The 20,235-nt window shown below is 37.6% G+C and carries 19 protein-coding genes; 7 read left to right on the forward strand and 12 right to left on the reverse strand.

What is annotated here, in order from left to right; genetic code table 11:
• Positions 1-215: 215 nt before the first annotated feature.
• The 5 genes from CALSC_RS03580 to CALSC_RS03595 form a co-directional block, all read right to left on the reverse strand.
• Positions 216-665, reverse strand: coding sequence for a tellurite resistance TerB family protein (locus tag CALSC_RS03580; RefSeq protein ID WP_088240044.1), 450 nt, complete (start codon positions 663-665; stop codon positions 216-218).
• Between the two features lie 278 nt (positions 666-943).
• The gene (locus tag CALSC_RS26895) at positions 944-1,105 is read right to left on the reverse strand and encodes a hypothetical protein (protein WP_200817551.1); all 162 of its coding nucleotides are present in this window, start codon (positions 1,103-1,105) and stop codon (positions 944-946) included.
• 302 nt (positions 1,106-1,407) lie between these two features.
• Entirely contained in the window at positions 1,408-2,331 is a 924-nt protein-coding gene (locus CALSC_RS03585) for a histone deacetylase family protein (RefSeq protein WP_088240045.1), read from the reverse strand.
• A 39-nt stretch (positions 2,332-2,370) separates the two neighbouring features.
• Entirely contained in the window at positions 2,371-3,195 is an 825-nt protein-coding gene (locus CALSC_RS03590) for an SDR family oxidoreductase (protein ID WP_088240046.1), read from the reverse strand.
• 323 nt (positions 3,196-3,518) lie between these two features.
• Positions 3,519-4,496 (reverse strand): polysaccharide deacetylase family protein, encoded by a 978-nt coding sequence (locus CALSC_RS03595; protein WP_088240047.1) that lies wholly within the window; start codon positions 4,494-4,496, stop codon positions 3,519-3,521.
• A gap of 393 nt (positions 4,497-4,889) precedes the next feature.
• Here CALSC_RS03595 and CALSC_RS03600 point away from each other — a divergent pair, with 393 nt between their 5' ends.
• The 7 genes from CALSC_RS03600 to CALSC_RS03630 all read left to right on the forward strand — a co-directional run bounded on the left by CALSC_RS03600 (position 4,890) and on the right by CALSC_RS03630 (position 14,860).
• Positions 4,890-5,861: a glycosyltransferase family 2 protein gene (locus CALSC_RS03600; protein WP_088240048.1), complete on the forward strand. Its 972-nt coding sequence runs from the start codon at positions 4,890-4,892 to the stop codon at positions 5,859-5,861.
• 162 nt (positions 5,862-6,023) lie between these two features.
• A complete protein-coding gene (locus CALSC_RS03605) occupies positions 6,024-7,619 on the forward strand; it encodes a hypothetical protein (RefSeq protein WP_088240049.1) in 1,596 nt (531 codons plus the stop codon).
• A 1-nt stretch (position 7,620) separates the two neighbouring features.
• A complete protein-coding gene (locus tag CALSC_RS03610; protein WP_088240050.1) occupies positions 7,621-8,592 on the forward strand; it encodes a lysylphosphatidylglycerol synthase transmembrane domain-containing protein in 972 nt (323 codons plus the stop codon).
• Positions 8,593-8,602: 10 nt separating this feature from the next.
• Positions 8,603-10,171, forward strand: coding sequence for a glycosyltransferase family 39 protein (locus tag CALSC_RS03615; protein ID WP_088240051.1), 1,569 nt, complete (start codon positions 8,603-8,605; stop codon positions 10,169-10,171).
• A gap of 14 nt (positions 10,172-10,185) precedes the next feature.
• Positions 10,186-11,955 (forward strand): hypothetical protein, encoded by a 1,770-nt coding sequence (locus tag CALSC_RS03620; protein ID WP_088240052.1) that lies wholly within the window; start codon positions 10,186-10,188, stop codon positions 11,953-11,955.
• Between the two features lie 59 nt (positions 11,956-12,014).
• The gene (locus CALSC_RS03625) at positions 12,015-12,980 is read left to right on the forward strand and encodes a lysylphosphatidylglycerol synthase transmembrane domain-containing protein (protein WP_088240053.1); all 966 of its coding nucleotides are present in this window, start codon (positions 12,015-12,017) and stop codon (positions 12,978-12,980) included.
• Between the two features lie 101 nt (positions 12,981-13,081).
• Positions 13,082-14,860: a hypothetical protein gene (locus tag CALSC_RS03630; RefSeq protein ID WP_088240054.1), complete on the forward strand. Its 1,779-nt coding sequence runs from the start codon at positions 13,082-13,084 to the stop codon at positions 14,858-14,860.
• A gap of 254 nt (positions 14,861-15,114) precedes the next feature.
• Here CALSC_RS03630 and CALSC_RS03635 read toward each other — a convergent pair whose 3' ends face one another.
• From CALSC_RS03635 to lgt, 7 genes are all read right to left on the reverse strand, one after another.
• On the reverse strand, positions 15,115-15,591 hold the full coding sequence (locus tag CALSC_RS03635) for a DM13 domain-containing protein (protein ID WP_088240055.1): 477 nt from the start codon (positions 15,589-15,591) through the stop codon (positions 15,115-15,117).
• A 234-nt stretch (positions 15,592-15,825) separates the two neighbouring features.
• Positions 15,826-16,905 carry a 23S rRNA (adenine(2503)-C(2))-methyltransferase RlmN gene (gene rlmN / locus CALSC_RS03640; RefSeq protein WP_088240056.1) on the reverse strand — a complete coding sequence of 360 codons (1,080 nt, stop codon included), beginning with the start codon at positions 16,903-16,905 and terminating at the stop codon, positions 15,826-15,828.
• A gap of 81 nt (positions 16,906-16,986) precedes the next feature.
• Positions 16,987-17,340, reverse strand: a complete 354-nt coding sequence (locus CALSC_RS03645) for a phenylpyruvate tautomerase MIF-related protein (RefSeq protein ID WP_088240057.1) — start codon at positions 17,338-17,340, stop codon at positions 16,987-16,989.
• 149 nt (positions 17,341-17,489) lie between these two features.
• Complete coding sequence (locus tag CALSC_RS03650) at positions 17,490-17,969, reverse strand: flavin reductase family protein (RefSeq protein WP_088240058.1); 480 nt, start codon at positions 17,967-17,969, stop codon at positions 17,490-17,492.
• Between the two features lie 103 nt (positions 17,970-18,072).
• Entirely contained in the window at positions 18,073-18,201 is a 129-nt protein-coding gene (locus CALSC_RS27780; protein WP_268807179.1) for a hypothetical protein, read from the reverse strand.
• Positions 18,202-18,221: 20 nt separating this feature from the next.
• Positions 18,222-19,001: a precorrin-4 C(11)-methyltransferase gene (cobM, locus tag CALSC_RS03655; RefSeq protein WP_088240059.1), complete on the reverse strand. Its 780-nt coding sequence runs from the start codon at positions 18,999-19,001 to the stop codon at positions 18,222-18,224.
• Between the two features lie 183 nt (positions 19,002-19,184).
• Positions 19,185-20,045 (reverse strand): prolipoprotein diacylglyceryl transferase, encoded by an 861-nt coding sequence (lgt, locus tag CALSC_RS03660; protein WP_088240060.1) that lies wholly within the window; start codon positions 20,043-20,045, stop codon positions 19,185-19,187.
• Between the last annotated feature and the right edge of the window lie 190 nt (positions 20,046-20,235).

Here is a 20,235-nt window from a genome sequence, read left to right on the forward strand (position 1 = left end):
TCAGAATCTTCATCACCCATACAAACAGTGCCAAAGAAGTTAAAACTCCTTCGGCACGGTTAATTTATAGGGGAATCAAAGAGGATTTATCAAATCTCAATCTACATTATTAAATCTTCACAGGGGAACAAAGCAGGGAAGGAGTAGCTTTCCGTCTTCTTCCTTCTTTTTGCCCTGTTCTCTCAGAAAAAGGATTCTTTGATTGTCCACAGAGATTATCCCCGGTTTTTGATTAGCATTACTTGCACGATTTGGTTGGCGACATCATTGGCAATACCCAAAGAATGATAGAGATCATTTAAGAACCCTTGCTCTTCTTTAGTAACAACTCCATCTGCAAGTACCATATCCGTAGCTAATGCAAAGGCGGATTCTCTTAAATTTTCAGGCAAAGATGCTTGTGCTGCATTAAATAAAGCGTCTATACCTTCTTGCTGCAAGAAATTGAGGAGTTTCTCAATCATCCCCATGATCTTGTCCTTGGTATATGACTGGAAAAGTTTCATTCTAGGCAAGATAACACAAATAGAATTTACTTCTTCTTCAGACATATAACCATCTGAGGCGATTGCAGCCAAGGTAATAGCAGCAACGGCTTCCGGTGGACTTAAGGAATCCTTTACTTGATTCCCAGAATTTAAGACATTTTTATCGAATAAACCCATTCTTAATATTTACTCCATTGATTATTCCCTCTATGACCGTAAAATTACTTACAAAAAATTACTTTTGTGTTAAATAAACAACTCATTGAGGGCACATAACCTAGTGTTCCCAGGATTATGCGCTAGTGAACACAAGAGCTAAAGGGTTTTCGATTGTAGGTCAGGAAGAGGCAGGGGAGAGGGGAGCAGGGAGCAGGGAGTAGGGAATAGGGGAGCTTCCACAAATAAATTTGGGGGCTTGTATCTTTTTCGTTTCCGGTTAATTTTTTTGCTGGAGGCTAACGAAACTGCTTTGGTGAAGTGGAGCGAATATTGGTTTTTTCCACAGATTCTACAACTGCTAAACCAATACCAGAGAGCGTAATTAGCAAAAATATTGAGCCTAGAAAGGCATTAACAAACATCTGTAGGGCTTCGTCGAAAAAGATATAGGTGGTCATAGCTTGCTTCTCAACTCTATTCTTCTGGCAATATTTACTTTCTCCAGCTATTAAGAAATGATGCTTGAGAAATTACCAACAATTGCATCTTAACAAAACTTTAGAATTTTGGCGAGAAGAATAAATTGGTTTTTTTAAAAATTAGATAATGTTTTTGCAAAATTTTTGCAAATAAAATTTAGTGGTACACAATGTATTTCCCACAAGTATCTACCATATTTTTACGACTATTTTTATCAACTTTTAGTGATAAATATTACTTGATACTTGGAGGATATTAGATTCCATGCAGTTAAAATAGCTTAACCCGATTGCAAACAACTACCTATAGTTACTAGAACTGATTCTGCGAGTGCATTTAGTTCGTAGCCACCTTCCAAACCAAATAGAATTTTATCAGTTATTTTCAGGCAATAATTTGTAAATAAACCATAGTCCTGTGGTTGAAGATTAATACTTGCCAAAGGGTCTGTGGCATTAGCATCATAACCTGTACTTATAATCAGTAAATCAGGCTGAAAATTAGATAAAAAAGGCACTACTTGTTGTGCAAATAATGACTGATATATACTTCCATCACTACCAGGAGTTACTGGTAAATTTAATACATTATTATATAGACCTGTCTCTGTAGCTTTACCAGTACCGGGATAACATGGGAATTGATGCAGGGAACAGTAGGCGATTTGGGGATTGGTTTCCACGATTGCTTGGGTGCCATTGCCATGATGCACATCCCAATCTAAAATAGCAACTCGGTTGATTCCTGATTGTTGGAGAGCATAAAATGCTGCGATCGCGGCATTAGAAAATAGACAAAAACCCATACCTGTATTGCTTTCAGCGTGATGTCCCGGTGGACGAGCCAATACAAAGATGGGTTTACCAGTTTCTCGGACAATATCCACCCCATCTAACCAAGCACTAACAGCTAACAAAGCAACGTCGTAACTATGAGGAGAAACGGGTGTATCTGCATCTAGATAGCCTCCACCAGTTTCAGCAACCTGTTTTACCTTATGAATATAACCTTGGTCATGTACTGCTTCTACAAAAGATTGGACGGGTCGCTGTATAATAGGTGTGGGCGATCGCCATTGAATTTGGCTAGCAAATGGGGCTGATTGCAGGGCATTGACAATAGCAGTTAACCGTTCTGGTTTTTCTGGATGGGAATATCCTGTTTTATGCTCTAAGAACTCATCACTATAAATTACTGGTAACATGGCGATCGCTCATCCGGAAAAATCAGAAAAGTTTGAGTATTAAAAGATCATGTTTGGATGCAACAACTTATAGCCAGCATCTTTAATTTTTTGATTAGAGATATTGGCATTATATTGTCGCTGACTACTTTGGCTGGAATCCCAAATTACCTTTGGTAAATTATGTTGCTCGCAAACCCTGTCAATTACTTCCCTATTGGTTAAATTGGCATCATCAACCAAGTTGTATATACCTTGTAAATGTTGATGACGAGCCAATTCAATTCCACCAACAATATCATCTAAATGAATCCAATTGGCTGGCTGTTGTCCATTTCCAGGACGGGTTTTACCTGCGACTCTACTATATATTTTCACCAATTCTCTTCCTGGACCATAAATACCACCTAAACGTAATATACAAACGCGAAGTCGCTCATTAGATGCTGTCATTAGTACTTCCTCTGTTTCCCTAAGGACTTTACCTGTAGAACTAGTAGGGTTAGGAGGAGTTTGCTCATCTACAACAACACCATCTTGATTTCCATATATAGAAGAACTACTGGTGTATATTAATTGCTTGAGTGTGGAATTATCTTGCAACACCGGAACTAGATTTTTAGCAGTTTGTAGATATGTTTCTTCGTAGGGAGTAAATTTTTTGGAACCAATGCTTAAAATGGCAACATCCTGGTCTTTTAAGATAGATTTTAGTCCTGCTGAGTCATCACCTTTCACCACTACAACCTTGTGTGATACTGCTTGTAATTCAGGTATCCTTTCAATTGTTGTTGTAGTCGCAGTTATCATCAAAGACATTCTATCCTGCCAATATTTAGCCAGTGCATAACCGACATAACCACAACCAATAATTGTAATGTTCATGTGATTAATCAACTAGAAATAATAAATAATAAGTAATAAACCTCGTCCATGTTGAAACCTGGAGTTTCTGATTATTTGGATGTGTCATTGCGACGCTCAGAAGCAATCCCAAATTCATGTAAAAAAGCTAAGGTTATCAAGGTAGAAGAGTTTAAGTAATAAATTTAATTTTCTCTTTGTTGCCTGAACCAGACTAGAGTTAATCATAATTAATTTAATTACTACTTACTTCACTAAAATTACTATGCAAACTCTATTTTGCATAATAAATATTATTTAAATACACAATGGATGCGAATCATTAACGATAAATAACTTTTCGTTTATTGCTGTTTAGTTTTTACTGGTTGATTTGCTGATTTTGCTTTAGTTTTTGCAGCTTTTTTCTTGCGTGCTTCTGCTAATTTGAGTGCCTTGTCCTCAACTTCTAAAAGCTCGGGGATAGTTACAAATTTATAACCTTGCTGCTTTAATTTTTGAATGATGGGCACTAAAGATGCCACTGTATTGGAACGATTACCGCCACCATCATGTAATAAGATAATACCACCCGGTGTTGCTTGTTTCACTACCTTATTAACTAAAGTTGGCACAGGAGGACGCCTATAATCATTAGAATCAGCAGACCACATGACTACAGTATAGTTTTTCTTTTTGGCATAAGCAGCTAAACCGTTGTGTAATATTCCTCCTGGAGGACGGAATAAAGTAGTTTTTGCTCCTGTTATTTTATAAATTAAATCTGAACTGCGATTAATCTCATTAGCAGCAGTTTGGGGGTTATGGCGATGATACCAGTGATGCCAAGTATGGTTGGCAATTGTATGACCATCATCCACAATTCGTCTTCCTAAGTCAGCATTCCTTTGGAGTACCTGAGCAAGCACAAAAAATGTTGCTTTAACCTCATGTTTCTCTAAAATATCTAGTATCTGCTCAGTATAAATATTCCAAGGACCATCATCAAAAGTCAAAGCAATCACCTTTTTCCCTTTCGGAACTTTTGCTTGATTAATGGTTACTCCTCGAAACCGTGGTGGTATTTTGTAGGATAGACCCTTCTCTATTGCCTGCTTTTGCCAAGTATTAAGCATGGCTGACCGAAATTTCTCAATCCGCTTTTGACTTTTGGCTTTAGGGATGGAATTTTCGTTACTAATATTTTTTGCGTTTTTGTTACCAGTTCTGTTACCAAAAACGGTTGAGCTGACAGGTATCATTAAGCCCAAACCTAAGATAATACCCAATGTTACTAGGGCAATTAATGTAGCTTTTGACCAAATAAATTTATCACGTTCCACAACATCACTCCTTCAAGGGTGGAAACATCAGAAAAGGTATTTCAAGGTATTTTATAGCACAGTATTTATATTTACTTAGATACGCAGGTATTTTCTGCTCATCCTGAAAAAACAAATACAGATTAGCCAAGAACTAAGGTCTGAGGTAAAAATAAATCTAACAATGAAGTCTTGATTGACTTATATAGATAGATTCCCACCCAATTTAATTTTACATCCTCTCCACGAATATGCCCCAACGGCAGGTCGTAAGATTGGGCTTAATACAAGATTTTACTTGCATTTGTGCAACCATTCTGATATTTTCTGCTCTAACTATTGCTTGCGGTGTTTCCGTACCTATAGACTAACAAAAAAGTAATTGAGGTAAAAAACGATAAAACCAGGAGTGTGATGACAAAATTAATTATCCAAATTCCTTGTTACAACGAGGAAAATTCACTCTCAATCGCACTATCTGCTTTACCTCGCCAATTGCCTGGTATTGACACTTTGGAATGGTTAATTATTAATGATGGTAGTCATGATAGGACTGTTGAGGTAGCGAAAGCTTGTGGTGTAGACCATATTGTTCATTTACCTAGAAATCAGGGGCTTGCTAAAGCTTTTATGGCTGGTTTAGAGGCTTCTTTGGCAGCTGGAGCAGATATTATAGTTAATACTGATGCTGATAATCAGTATTGTGCGGATGATATTCCCAAGTTGATAGAGCCAATTCTTCGAGAACAAGCAGATATAGTGATTGGTGCTAGACCAATTTGGAAAACCAAGCATTTTTCCCTGATAAAAAAACTGTTGCAAAAACTTGGTAGTTTGGTTGTCCGGATTGCCAGTAACACAGATATTCCTGATGCACCCAGTGGTTTTCGGGCTTTCAGCCGGGAAGCTGCTTTACAAATGAATGTATTTAATAATTATACCTATACCCTGGAAACTATAATTCAAGCTGGGCAAAAGGGCATGACAGTTATCTCTGTACCCATTCGGACTAATGGTGTTTTACGCCCTTCACGCTTAGTAAAAAGTAACACTGCCTATGTAGTGCGATCGCTATTTACAATTCTCCGCATTTTCATGCTGTATAAGCCACTACGCTTCTTTTTAGCTTTGGGTAGTGTGCCGTTTACTATGGGGGTGATATTGGGGATACGCTGGTTAATTTTCTTCTTTCTGGGTACGGAACGGACTCGTATACCTAGCTTAATTTTGACTGCCATTTTAATTTTAATTGGTTTTCAATTGTGGATGTTCGGTTTGGTGGCAGATTTAATGGCAGCTAATCGCCGACTTTTAGAAGATACACAACTGCGAATGCGCCGTCTGTCAGCTGATGCAGCTAGTAAGAGTGGGGGAGTGAGGGAGTGAGGGAGTGGAGGAGTGTGGGAAGTGTGGGAGGTGTGGGGAGTGTGGGAAGTTAGAATTTTTTAATTTTTTCCTTCCATCGCCCTATTAAACTCATCATCCCATTATCATAATCCAGACTTTATACTTCCTATTTTCAATACAAAAGAATTGTAACTCCCGATAATGACAAGTAAAAACCTGTTCGCCCGTGAAGCATTAGCCCAGATTCCCAAAATTCTTACTTTGCTGGATCGAAATCCCCATAGCCCTACCTATGGCTGCTTTGATCGCAATTTCTGGCACTACAAAATCATTGATTTTCCCAGTGGCATGGCACAGGAATTTGTTTGGCCCCTAGCTTTGGTTTATGATACCGATGTGCCAGATAATCCCTTCTACCACCAAGCAGTCATGAGGGATTGGGTAGAAGCTGGAATTCTCTATTCTCTCCGTAGTGCTCACCGTGATGGTTCCTGTGATGATTATTTCCCCTATGAAAGGGCATCAGGGGCAGCAGCTTTTTCCCTCTTAGCTTGTCTCGAAAGTTACATATTACTGCAACTGCAAAATCAAGAGATGGTGGATTTTTTTATCCGGCGAGCTGACTGGTTGGCAAATCACCATGAAAGCGGACAGTTAACTAACCATCAAGCCCTAATTGTTCTGTGTTTGTCACGTTTATCTCAACTAGTACAAACTAGCAAATGGGATAAAGCAAAGGTACAACGTTTGGAACGGGTTTTGTCTTGGCAAAGTTCAGAGGGCTGGTTTCAAGAATATGAGGGTTGCGATCCTGGTTATCATACATTGAGTATTTCCTGTTTAGCCCGGATTTACCAACTCAACCCTGATATACGGTTAAAGGAAGCGTTGATTAAAGCGGTAGAATTAGCCGCAGAATTCGTCCATGCCGATGGTTCCTATGGTGGAGAATATACTAGTCGTAACACCTATAATTTTTTTCCCCACGGGTTTGAATTGGTGGGACGTTGGATGCCAGAATCCCTACAAATTAATGATAGATTTTTACAAGGTTTGGCAAATGGATTGGGTTCATGCTATGGCGATGACCATATAATTGGACACCATACTTGGAATTATTTATTGGCTTGGCGGGATTTTGTCCCTAATCGTTCCCCAATAGCTCCCCGCTCTCATGGTCGTATTTGGCTAAAAAAAGCCAAAATATTGATAGACCGCCGGGAAAATACAGAATTATATTTGGCACTCAATAAAGGTGGGGTTTTCAAGTTATTTCGCCATAATCAATTAATTGCTGCGGATACGCAAATTTCCCTCCAGGTACAACAAAAGGGTACAGTAAAAAATGCGATCGCTCACTTAATTGGCTCTTATCAAGTCAATGTCAGCGACGATATAATTACTATCTCTGGAGAATTAGGCTGGGCAAAACAAAAACAAATGACCCCATTGAATTTACTGATTTTGCGAATTGTCATGCTCAGTGGAGGACGTTTCTTTCCCAACTTGATTCGTAAGCTTTTGCAAAGTATCCTAATTACGGGTAAAAAAAATGCTCCATTTCAGTTTGAGCGCCAGTTGTCCTGGGAAAATGGTCAATGGCACATTACTGATAAAATATATGCCCAGTCTTGGCATAATGTTATTGCTGCGGGAATTGGCTGTGATCAAACTTCAATTTATGTTGTCATGAGTCGCACATTCCAAATCGGTCAATTACAACCTTGGCTAAACTTGACTGATGAAATCAAAAAACTTGCTCCCCATCAGCCATTAGAAATCAAGCGCATAGTATAGAATGAAAAAATTCATTTCTATTGTTGTTAGTCTTGTCATTCTAACAATAATTTACTGGAAAATTGACTTTCCCAAACTAGTAGAGGTATTCCAAAATTGCGATCGCTTGTGGATGGTAATCAGTCTACTAATGGTATTCCCTCTGACAATGCTTGCAGCTTGGCGTTTGCAACAGCTGATGCCTAGTGGTAATCGCTTGGGATTTGGTGAAGCGAATCGGTTAATTTTGGCGGCTAGTGTCCTGAATATGGTACTACCATCAAAAATGGGCGATATTGCTAAAGCTTATTTTATGAAAGAAAAGGGACATTTACATGGCTTACTTTCACTATCTTTGGTAGTGTTTGAAAAAGCCTGTGATATGCTTTCTCTTCTGCTATGGTGTGCCTTTGGATTAATTCTTTACCCCCAAAAAGATTGGTTGTTTTGGGTAATGACAACTGTGGTAGTTTTTGGACTAATAATTGGCATACTGCTGCTTACTTCCCTTAAATTTACCCATTTATTTTTTAAGTTATCTCAGAAAATTTTATCCGCAAAATTCCGCCCTAAAATTAACAAATTACGTCTTTCATGGGAGGAAATGCATAAATATTTTTGGCAAGATAATTATAGTCTTTTCAAGATAGCTGGTATTTCCATTTTTATCTGGTTTGGGCACCTATTACAAATTTGGTTTTTTATCTTGGCACTCAAAGCTTGGGCACCTTTTTTAGCTCATTTGGCACTATCGCCCCTGGCAATTTTAGCTGGTTTACTACCTCTGACTTTTGCCGGAGTTGGGACTCGTGATGCAGCCTTAATCGCATTTTATCAGCCGTACTTTCATGCTCCTACTGCTGCTGCTTTGGGACTACTTTGCACTTGTAGATATCTCTTACCAGCCATTGGTGGACTACCTTTTCTGGGACAATATCTGACTGCTATTAAGAATATACGTGGAAAGCAGAAAGAGCTTAACAATAATAGTTAGCGAATAAAATATGTTGCACCATCCTCATCTCAATCAATATCGCCCCCCAAAAAAATATTGGTTGATGTCTGATTTACTGGCATTTATGATTCTTTCTTTTGGAATCTGTGTCAGACTTATTCAATATATCTCTAATCGTTCTTTATGGGCTGATGAGGCAACATTGGCATTAAATATAGTCAATCGTTCTTATTCACAATTATTACAACCTTTAGATTACGGACAAGGTGCTCCCATTGGATTTTTGATGGGAGAAAAATTAGCAGTTCAAGTATTTGGCAACAATGAATATGCCTTAAGATTATTTCCTCTTGTATCTGGAATATTGGCTTTATTTCTATTTTACCAATTAGCAAAAATATATTTGCAAAAATGGGCAATTCCTATAGCTTTAATTCTTTTTGTAAGTTTACCTAAATTAATTTACTATTCCACTGAGTTAAAACAGTATTCATCTGATGTAACTACGGCGTTAATCTTGTGTTTGTTATTAATACAAATAGGGGAAAATAAAATTGGCAATCTGCAAATATTTACTTTGTCTATAGTAGGTAGCATGGCCATATGGTTTTCCCATCCATCTATTCTGATTTTAGCAGGTTTGGGAATAAGTTACTTCATAATTGGTATTAAAAATGGGCTTAAAAAAAATATATTTAAAGTTGGGTTTATATACTTAAGTTGGTTTATTAGTTTTGCTATATTTTATTATGTTTCTCTGAATAATTTAAGTAGCAATACTGAACTATTAAAATCTTGGCAAAATGCTTTTCCTTCATCGATTTTTAATATTATTTGGCTGTTTGATGCATTCGGTAAATTTTTCTATGATCCCTTAGGATTTTTGGGAAAAACTGATGGGCTAGCAATTCTTATCTTCGTAATAGGCTGTATTTCATTATTTATTCGTAGAAAAGAAATTTTATTTATTTTGATTTCACCAGTTTTAGCTACTTTTTTGGCAACATACTTACATAAATATCCCTTTCGCGGTCGATTGGTATTATTCTTGACTCCTTTAATAATTTTAATAATTGCTGAAGGTACATATTATATTCTGAAAAAATCTCGTTCAAAACTCAGGTTAATCCTAAGTACCACCCTGTTACTATTCTTGATTATACCTCCATTATATAATGCTAGTAATCTGATAGTAATGCCACAATTAAAAGAAGAAATTAAGCCAGTTATTAGTTATATTAAAGAACGGCAACAACCTGGAGATATATTATATATTTACCAAAGAGGAAAATATCAATTTAAATACTATGCAAAAAAATATGGTTATCAAGAAGGAGATTATATTATTGGAGTTGACGATTTAGATAAATATGATGGTTCTAATCTGTCAAATGAGGAGCGGGAAAGATATGAGAAAGACTTAGATCAGTTGATGGGGAATAAAAGGGTCTGGCTACTTTTCTCTCATGCAAATATTAACAGTGAGAATGAAATGATGAAATCTTCTCTAGAACGTAGAGGTAAAAAAATAGATTTTTTTGCGAGAAAAGGTGCATTTGTTTACTTATATGATTTGACTGGATATAAAGCTACGAATGTTAATAATACAATCTTTTAATTGAATATAATCGTATGATAGATATCCATCGTAAATCTGTATCTACTACCTCATCTAATTCGCCTAAATCTCACATAATTTTTTGGCTTAGTCTGAGCTTGTTATTCGCAGCTATTTATAGTTATTTAGCACTACAACAAGCATTTAGTAGCGAATATGTTGTCCAGGATGATGCGCGACAACATGTATTTTGGATGCTGCGATTTTTAGATCCAAACTTGTTTCCCAATGATTTGATTGCCAATTATTTTCAATCAGTAGCTCCTGCGGGATACTCTAGTCTTTACCATTTGCTAGCATCCATAGGAATTAATCCATTGTTATTCAATAAAATTTTGCCATCCATCATGGCATTAATTACCACTGGATACTGTTTTGGTATTTGCCTACAAATTTTACCAATTCCATTTACTGGATTTATAGCAATAGTAATGCTAAATCAAAATTTGTGGGTTAAAGATGACTTAGTTTCTGCTACACCTAGAGCTTTTGTATACCCTTTATTCTTCGCATTTTTGTACTATTTGTTGCGTCGTTCTTTGTTTTTTTGTTTAATTGCGATCGCACTTTTAGGAGTATTTTATCCTCAGATGGTGTTTATCTGTGCTGGTATCTTAGTTCTGCGATTGTGGACATGGGAGAGAGGAAAGTTGCAGTTTTCTCGCAAACGTCATGATTATTTGTTCTGTGCTACTGGGGTGGGAGTAGGAATATTAGTATTGTTACCCTATGCTCTAAAATCATCGGCATTTGGACCAGTAATTACTTTAGCTCAAGCCAGACAATTACCTGAATTTTTCGCTGGTGGGCGTTCTCAATTTTTTAATGGGAATCCCTGGTACTATTTTTTAGGTGGACGTAGTGGTATATTTCCGATATTTTTTTGGACACCAATTACCCTTTTTAGTTCTTTTTTGTTACCGATACTATTACTGATCCGTCCTCGTTTTCCTGTATTGAGGAAAATAACTAGAGAAATTGGGCTATTGTTGCAGATTTTATTGGCATCTTTTTTCATGTTTTTTGCAGCCCATATCTTACTATTTAAGCTGCATCTTCCTAACCGCTACACTGGACATAGCTTGAGAATTATTGTGGCTATATCTGCCGCAATTGTATTAACTACAATTATCGATGCTGTGTTATCAACTAGCTTTGTAAAAAACAGAATTTATGGCTATATACAAAAAATATTTGTCTTAGTTTTTACATTTTCTCTCACTATTTTATTACTATTTTATTACCCATTATTGTTAAACAAATTTCCCAAAACAGCTTATAAAATTGGTCGTTTTCCATTATTATATGAATTTGTGCAAAAACAACCAAAAGATACCCTAATTGCTTCTATTGCAGAAGAAAGTAATAATTTACCAACCTTCTCCCAGCGTTCCATTTTAGTAGGTAGAGAATATGCAATTCCTTACCACCTTGGTTATTACAATAAATTTCGTCAGCGAATTATAGATTTACTTCAGGCTCATTACAGTCCTAATTTAGAAGATGTCACTAAATTAATTAATAAATATGATATAGATTTATGGATGTTGGAATCTGGAGTATTTACGGCAGACTATATCAAAAATAATAGATGGCTAAAGCAATATCTTTCTAGTAAATTGACTGGGGATGAATTAGTTAAATTAACCAATGATATTGTTCAAAGCTTGGAGCAAGGAAATATCCCAGCTTTATCAAAGGTGGTGCCCAGTTGTACTGTGGCTGAAATCCAAAATTACTTGATGCTAGATGCAAAATGTATATCTAAAACAAGTGAGAATTGATAATTTTTTCTATCCCAAATATCTGATTCCAAATAACTGCACTAGTTTTATGTATTCATATGAAAAAAGTCATTTCTATTATCATTAGTCCGATATTATTGGCAGTCATCTACTCAAAAATTGATTTTTTTCAGCTAGTGCAAGTGCTTGAAGATAGCCATAAATGGTGGATAATAATTAGTTTAAGCATGGTTATACCCTTAGCGATGCTAACAGCTTGGCGGTTACAACAGCTAATGCCAACAGCGAGCTTGGGATTTGGTGAAGCTAATCGCTTAATTTTATCAGCTAGCGTGCTGAATATGATTTTACCTTCAAAAATGGGGGATATAGCTAAGGCTTATTTTATTCAAGATAAGCAGTATTTAAATGGTTCCCTTTCTCTATCTTTGGTCATTTTTGAAAAAATTTGCGACTTACTATCAATACTACTGTGGTGTGCCTTCGGATTAATTCTCTACCCCCAAAAAGGGTGTTTTTTTTTAACAATTCTCACTAGTGTGATATTTGGCATATTAATTGGATTTTTTGTGCTTTGCTCTGATAAATTTGCCAAGTTATTTTTTCATATTATCAGTTTTTTCGCTTTTTATAAATTTAAAAAAACACTAAAAAGAATGCACTCTTCTTGGCAAGAGATGCATAATTATTTTTGGCATAATAAAATTATTTTTTTGAGAACTATAGCCATTTCCATATTTATTTCCTTTGGGCATTTTTTGCAAATTTGGCTTTTTATTCTTGCTCTCAATGCTTGGACTCCTTTTTTAAATCATATCGCCCTATGTCCATTAGCCATTTTGGCGGGACTAATACCACTTACTTTTGCGGGGATAGGTACTCGTGATGCTGCTTTTATAGCCTTGTATCAACCATATTTACATGCTCCTACTGCTGCTGCATTAGGTTTACTCTGTACTTCTCGCTATTTACTCCTAGCAATTGGAGGTATACCTTTTTTAGGACAATATTTATCAGCGATGGGGAAAAAACGCGGATTTCTCTCAAAAAACAGACATTGGTAGCTCAAACTATTGTACAATAAAACACTCCATTTAGGCATAATTTATTGCTCTTTATACCCCCATCTCTGCTGTGATATTTACCAAAAAATCAACATATATATATGTTTACTAATCAAATCCACAGATTATTAATTGCTCCAAATGGCAAATCATCTCGTTGGCAGATGATTTTTTGGTTTAGCTTAAGCATGGCTGTCTCTATTATTTATGGATTTTTAGCATTACAAAAAGCTTTCAGTGCTGAATATGTTATGCAAGATGATGCACGGCAACATGTATTTTGGATGCTAAGATTTGTGGATGAAAACTTATTCCCGAATGACTTGATTGCGGATTATTTTCAATCAGTAGCTCCCCTAGGTTACTCAAGTCTTTATCATTCTCTAGCAAATTTGGGAGTCCATCCATTACTATTTAATAAAATCTTACCATCCATATTAGGATTGCTAACAACTGGTTATTGTTTTGGTGTTTGTCTACAAATTTTACCCATTCCTATTGCCGGGTTTATGGCAACTGTGATGCTAAATCAAAATTTGTGGATGAAGGATGATTTAGCTTCTGGAACCGCAAGAGGATTTGTATATTTTTTATTTTTAGCATTTTTGTACTATTTATTGCGTAAATCTTTGTTGCCTTGCTTAGTAACAATTGTATTATTAGGAATATTTTATCCCCAGTGTGTATTTATCAGTGTTGGTATTTTAATACTCCGAATATGTGACTGGCAAACAGGAAATTTTCGTTTGTCACGCCAACGACATAATTATATTTTCTGCGTAGTGGGGACGGGGGTAGCATTTTCAGTCATGTTAATTTATGCTCTCAAATCTTCTGACTTTGCGCCAGTAATCACCGTGGCTCAAGCAAAGCAATTGCCAGAATTATTGTCAGGGGGACGCTCCGCTTTCTTTTTTGATAATCCCTTTATCCATTATCTTGGTGATACTCGTGGCGGTATCTTTTCACCGTGGCTGTTCTCACCTATAACCCTTTGTTTCGCTTTTTTTCTACCTCGGCTATGGCAATTTCGCGCTAAATATCCCTTACTTGGGCAGTTAACTGAGGAAATTGTCATTTTACCGCAGATATTAATAATATCAATGGGAATGTTTATTATTGCCCATGTCCTGTTATTTAGACTTTATCTTCCTAGTCGATATATTGGTTACAGTTTCCGAATTGTTTTAGCTTTATCATCTGCAATTGTATTAACTACAATTTTGGATACTGTGTTATCAAATAATTTTTTCAGAGGTAGAGTAAACCCTCTCCCACGCAAGTTTTTTGCCTTAAGTTTCACAGCACTGCTTGCCATTTCATTGTTATTTTATTATCCTGTTTTTATTAAAAAATTTCCTAAGCCTACTTATGTTACAGGTGGTTTTCCCCAGTTATATCAGTTTTTTCAAAAACAACCAAAAGATACCCTAATTGCTTCTCTAGATCGGGAAGTTGACAATTTACCTACATTTTCTCAACGTTCAATTTTAGCGGGACGAGAATACGCTATTCCTTGGCATTTTGGTTACTATAGTAAGTTTCGCCAGAGAACTAGGGACTTGATTCAAGCTGAGTATAGTCCCAACTTAGCTGATGTGAAAAATATGATGCAAAAGTATGGTGTGAATTTCTGGTTGTTGAGGAATGACACATTTACCCCAGATTACATCAAAAAGAATAAATGGCTGAAGCAATACCTGGTAAGTAAGTTAAAGGAGGATGAACTTGTCAAATTAACTAATAATATTTTTCAAGATTTGCAAAAAGGAAGTGTACCAGCTTTATCAAAGATGATACCTAATTGTACTGCGATAGGAGTTCAAAATTACGTGGTGCTAGATGCAAAATGTATTGCTAATATCGATGAAAATTCATAAATCCACTTATAATGTATTGCTTTTTACTTGAGATTATACAACTACTTTCCTATGCCAAAAACCCAGTCACAATTGACTGAGCTTAGTGGGTTATATCCCCTGGCTATTTATAAAGTTATTTATAAGCGTAAAAACGTAATCTGATAATGAATACAACACCTATGGGGTACATTTCGGAAAAATGAAATAAAGTGCGGAAAATTGGTATGGGAGAACAAACAGCAAAAATATGTGTAACTCCCTAATTCCACAACTTAAGCTTTGTTTAACTTGGCGTAACCAAAAGTAACATTAAATCGCTGACACCAAATCGCAACGGATTTATAATTATTCAAGTTTACATTGTCAGGAATTGCATAACGCTGGGCACCATTGAAGCTTTTTAAAGCAGACAAGGTAATGTAATCTCTAGCTCGCAATTTCACGGGTACAGTATTTCTACGATGCAGAACAACCTTAACCTTGGGACCACTAGCAGTAGTAAAACCTCGGTTAAACTCCAGATAGCGTTTACCATTGATGTTAACAATCTTAGCTATACCTTTCGTGGGATGGTCTTGTTCTGTAGTCACAAAGCTACCAGAGGCTAGTAGTGAACTGGGTTTAGCTGCAACAGTAGTTTGTGTTGATTTAATTGCTTGGGCTGGTTGTGCATTAATTGCGAATTGTCCAACGCCACCGAATAAAAGAACTGATGCGATTGTGGAAGCCGCTAATTTGTTAAGTTTCATTGTGTATTACCTCAAGAAAGTTGTGTTCCTTTGCTTGATTACTAATATCGAACACAACTCTGAGGGACTAGTGATTGGTAACTGAGGCTTTGATAAGAGTTTTATGAGAAAACTGAGCACAGCTTTTAACAGTTAACAGTTATCAGTTACTGCTTTGCGGTATTTAGGCTTAAGTTCGCCACCATACCCATTGATAGCTGCTCCCTGCCCCCTGCTCCCTGCTCCCCTGCTTCTTTACTTACTGGCTCGCAACTGTCCGCAAGCTGCATCTGCTTCCAATCCACGGGAATAACGTATACTGACTGCGGTATTATGTTGTTTAAGGACTTGCTCAAATGCTTGGATGCGATCGCTGCTAGGACGTTGATAATCGACTTCAGAAATGGGATTATAGGGAATTAAATTCACATGGCTTTGGAATCCTCGCAAGCATTTTGCCAATTCCTCAGCATGTTCGGGTAAATCATTAAAACCAGCTAGGAGTATATATTCAAAAGATACTCTTCTACCAGTAATTTCCACATATTCCCGACATTCAGCTAGCAAATCGTCAATTTGATAATGATGGGCGCTGGGAATCAATTTTTCCCGTAGAGCTTGATTGGGTGCGTGGAGACTCACAGCTAGGGTAATTTGTAGATGGTGCTGGGCTAATTGGCGAATACGTCCAGGAATACCTACAGTAGAAACAGTAATATTACGCTGCCCAATACCCACATCTTGATTCAGACATCTAATTGCACCTAAAACATTATCCGTATTCAGCAATGGTTCCCCTAAACCCATAAACACAATATTACTTACCCGTTGCTGAAAATCTTCTTGGACAGTTAAAACTTGATCGACAATTTCATGGCGTTGTAAATTGCGCTGATATCCTCCCTTACCTGTGGCGCAGAAATCACAAGCCATTGGACAACCAACTTGGGTGGATACACAAACAGTAAGTCTATCCAGGGAGTTAGGATTTTCTCTTCTCTGTTTCCATTTGTAAGTGGGGATACCTACAGTTTCAATCACTTGTCCGTCTGTCAATCGTAATAAATACTTAACCGTGCCATCAGGAGCTACAGAACGGTGATCTATAGTAGAGCGTCCAATGGGAATTTCTGCTAATTGCGATCGCCATTTTTTCGGAAATACAGAAATATCAGCGAGCGATCGCACTCCCTGATTATATATCCAATCATGTAGTTGTTTACCTCGGTAAGCAGGTTGTCCTTGTTCCTGTACCCAAGCCTTTAATTCCTCCAAACTTGCACCGAGTAGGGGAGGAAGGGAAATTGTGGACAGTTGAGGAATGGTGATGGACATAGGAGGGATGGAGGGGAGGAGTGATGGAGGGAAAGAGGGAAGAAAGGAAGGGTTAAAAGCTCTTAAATCCTAACTCTTATACTAGCCAAAAGTTCTACCATTCCAACCCCACATAGCACCTCTCGCATCGGCAAATTCAATGTAAATCCGATCTTTAGGTACACCAAGGGTTTGATTAATTTCTTGACAAAAATCCTGACTCATGGATTTAGTTTGTTCTGACTTCATTGTTCCCACACTTTTGATTTCCAAGTAGCAAACTGGATCAGTATTACCAGCAAAAGTCATGGGTACTTCAGATTCAAATGCCGTCATCACATAGGATTCTGGTTTACCAGTATGTTTAGATAACTTAGCTGATAAACTTTTGAGCATTGCCTCAACTTCAGGTTGTGATGGAGTGGATACAGATGTTTGAACTTTAATCAAAGGCATGGTAGGTATTTGGGATTTTAGATTTTAGATTTTGGATTTTAGATTGTAAGCATTGAAACCAAGTTTTCGGTACGCTCCACAGCAGGGGAAAACGGCATTCCCCCTACTCTTGCAACTTTTCCACCCCTGCTTCTTCTGGTCAACTGAAATTATCCACCATAGTTCCAACCGGTGGTTGACAATAGTAACTGTTCTCCTTCACGGTGAACTCCAGCAGCGATGACTTCACCGACATAAACAGTATGATCGCCTTTTTCTACAGCATCAACAACTGTACATTCTACATAGCCTAAAGAGTCAGAAATGATGGGACAACCAGTTTCACCGAGATAGAATTCCACATCCTCAAATTTATCACCCACCCGGCGCATGGGCTTAAAGAACTTTTGTGCTAAATCCTTTTGTCCATCTTCTAGAAAGCTGATAGCAAACACCCCACTATTTTTAATCATTTGATGGGATTTAGAATCTTGCTTCACACAATTGACTATTAAGGGAGGCTGAAAAGAAGCTTGCATTAACCAGCTAGCTGTAAAGCCATTGACTTCTTCTCCATCCTTCACACCACAGATATACAAACCGTGGGGGATTTTCCGCAACATGGTTTTTTTAGCTTGCTCGTCCAGCATCAGTTAATTCCCCTAATTAATTTCACATGTTTAAGTGTATCGGATTTCAGTTATTCAGGTAACAGTTGTTAGTTGTTAGTTGTTAGTTGTTGGTTGTTAGTTGTTAGTTGTTGGTTGGTGGTTGATGGTTAACTATCAAAATTTCTTCTCCTTGTCCCCCTGCTCCCTGCTCCCTGCTCCCCTGCTCCCTGCTCCCTGCTCCCTGCTCCCCTGCTCCCCACACTCCCCACACTCCTTCACTCCCTCACTCCCTCACTCCTCCCCTCCTCCCCTAGGGCGAAATAAATGGCTATGCTCTGGATGATATAAACGGGAGCGTGCTTTAACTTCCCTTAATGCAGGGCTAATCACATATAGGGTAGTGCGAATCAATTTTTCTTGATGGGTACAATCTGCCATTTGATTGAGGGGGACAATGAAAGTTTTTTCATCATGCCAGCCTAGACGATAACAAATTGCAACGGGGGTATCTGGGGGATAATGTTCTAAAAGCTGTGTTTGGGCATTTTCTACATGACGCGCCGCCAAATACAGACATAGACTAGCTTGATGGGCAGCAAGGCTAGTTAATTCTTCCCTCGCTGGGACTTGTGTGCGCCCACTAATGCGGGTAAGGATAATAGTCTGCACCAACCCAGGAACAGTTAATTCTACTTTTAAATTCGCAGCAGCAGCTTGAAAAGCACTGATCCCAGGTACAACCTCAAAGGGGATATCTGCCTCTGCTAAGAGCTGCATTTGTTCGTGAATCGCACTATAAAGACTGGGATCCCCAGAATGAAGACGAACCACTGATTTATGCGATCGCACTTCCTTAATCATAATCGGCAGAATATCTTCTAAGGTCTTATTGGCAGTCCGAATAATTTCTGCATCAGATTTACACAAGTCTAAAATCTCTGCGGGTACTAAAGAATCTGCAAACAAAATAACATCTGCGCTTTCCAAAATTTTTTGGGCTCTAACTGTTAACAGGTCTGGGTTACCAGGGCCAGCACCCACGATATACACAGATGATTTTAGACTTTTCATGTATTATTTACAGCAATAGATTTAAGTATTATTTTTTATCTGAAATGGGCAAGAAATACCGGAAAAAAATTTTTTCGAGATTTTCTCAGTACCTTTCCGGATTGGAACCCTTTTCCTAGTAGATAGAAGTGGTAGATGCACCCTGGTTAAGCCCTAGAGAATACTCTGGGGCATTTTTTGTACTTAATCACTTTTGTTGGGAGAAACAACGTCAGGTAATTGACGTTTAACCACATATAACCAAGCCAAACCAGCCAAACCCAAACCAATACCCACTAAACTGATAACTTGCGCCATTTTTAGAGGACCTAGCATGAGGCTATCAGTACGCAAACCTTCAATCCATAGTCTTCCTAGGCTGTAAGTTGGTAAATAAAGTAGAGCTAATGTTCCAACCTTCAGCTTTGATTTATTCCGCAAACCCCGCAGAAATATAAACATTAACAATAGGAATACCATTACATTCCACAGAGACTCATAGAGAAATGTGGGATGAAAATATTCAAAATTAGCTAATTCTGGGGGACGACGAACCAAGGGAATATATAACTTCCAGGGTAAATCAGTGGGACTGCCAAAAGCTTCAGAATTAAAGAAATTACCCCAACGACCAATAGCTTGTCCTAAAATTAGGGAAGGAGCAACTAAATCAGCAAGTTGCCAGAAAGAAACCCGATTTAGTTTAGCAAAAATTAGAGCCGCGATCGCACCACCAATAATCGCCCCATGAATGGCAATCCCTCCTTGCCAAATGGCAATGATTTGCTCTGGATGAGAAACATATTTTTGCCATTCAAAGATTACATAGTATAGCCTTGCCCCAGGAATTGCCCCAATTACCAACCAAATAGCTAAATCACTGAGCAAATCCGGATTTACATGGCGGCGTTTCGCCAAATATTGGGACAGGTTAACACCAATTAATACGGCTGTAGCAATTAATAAACCATACCAACGAATAGTAATTGCCCCCAATTTTACCAGAATTGGACCGGGAGAAGTAAACTGAAAAGCCAAGGGCAATGTGGAAAGATCCAGCACCATGCAAAAATACCTAGAAGAAAGTAGTATACAAAATTATCAGTTGCTTAGAGACGTAATGTATCGCCTGGGGGATAATAAAAGTTATAGAATAGATTTTAAGTTGTCTGTGAGGAAAAATAGGCAATGAAATTATCTTCCCAGATAAAAACAACCAAAATTCGGCGTTGCTGAATTGCAGTGTGAATTTATT

The organism is Calothrix rhizosoleniae SC01, from assembly GCF_900185595.1.
Classification (GTDB): domain Bacteria; phylum Cyanobacteriota; class Cyanobacteriia; order Cyanobacteriales; family Nostocaceae; genus Calothrix_A; species Calothrix_A rhizosoleniae.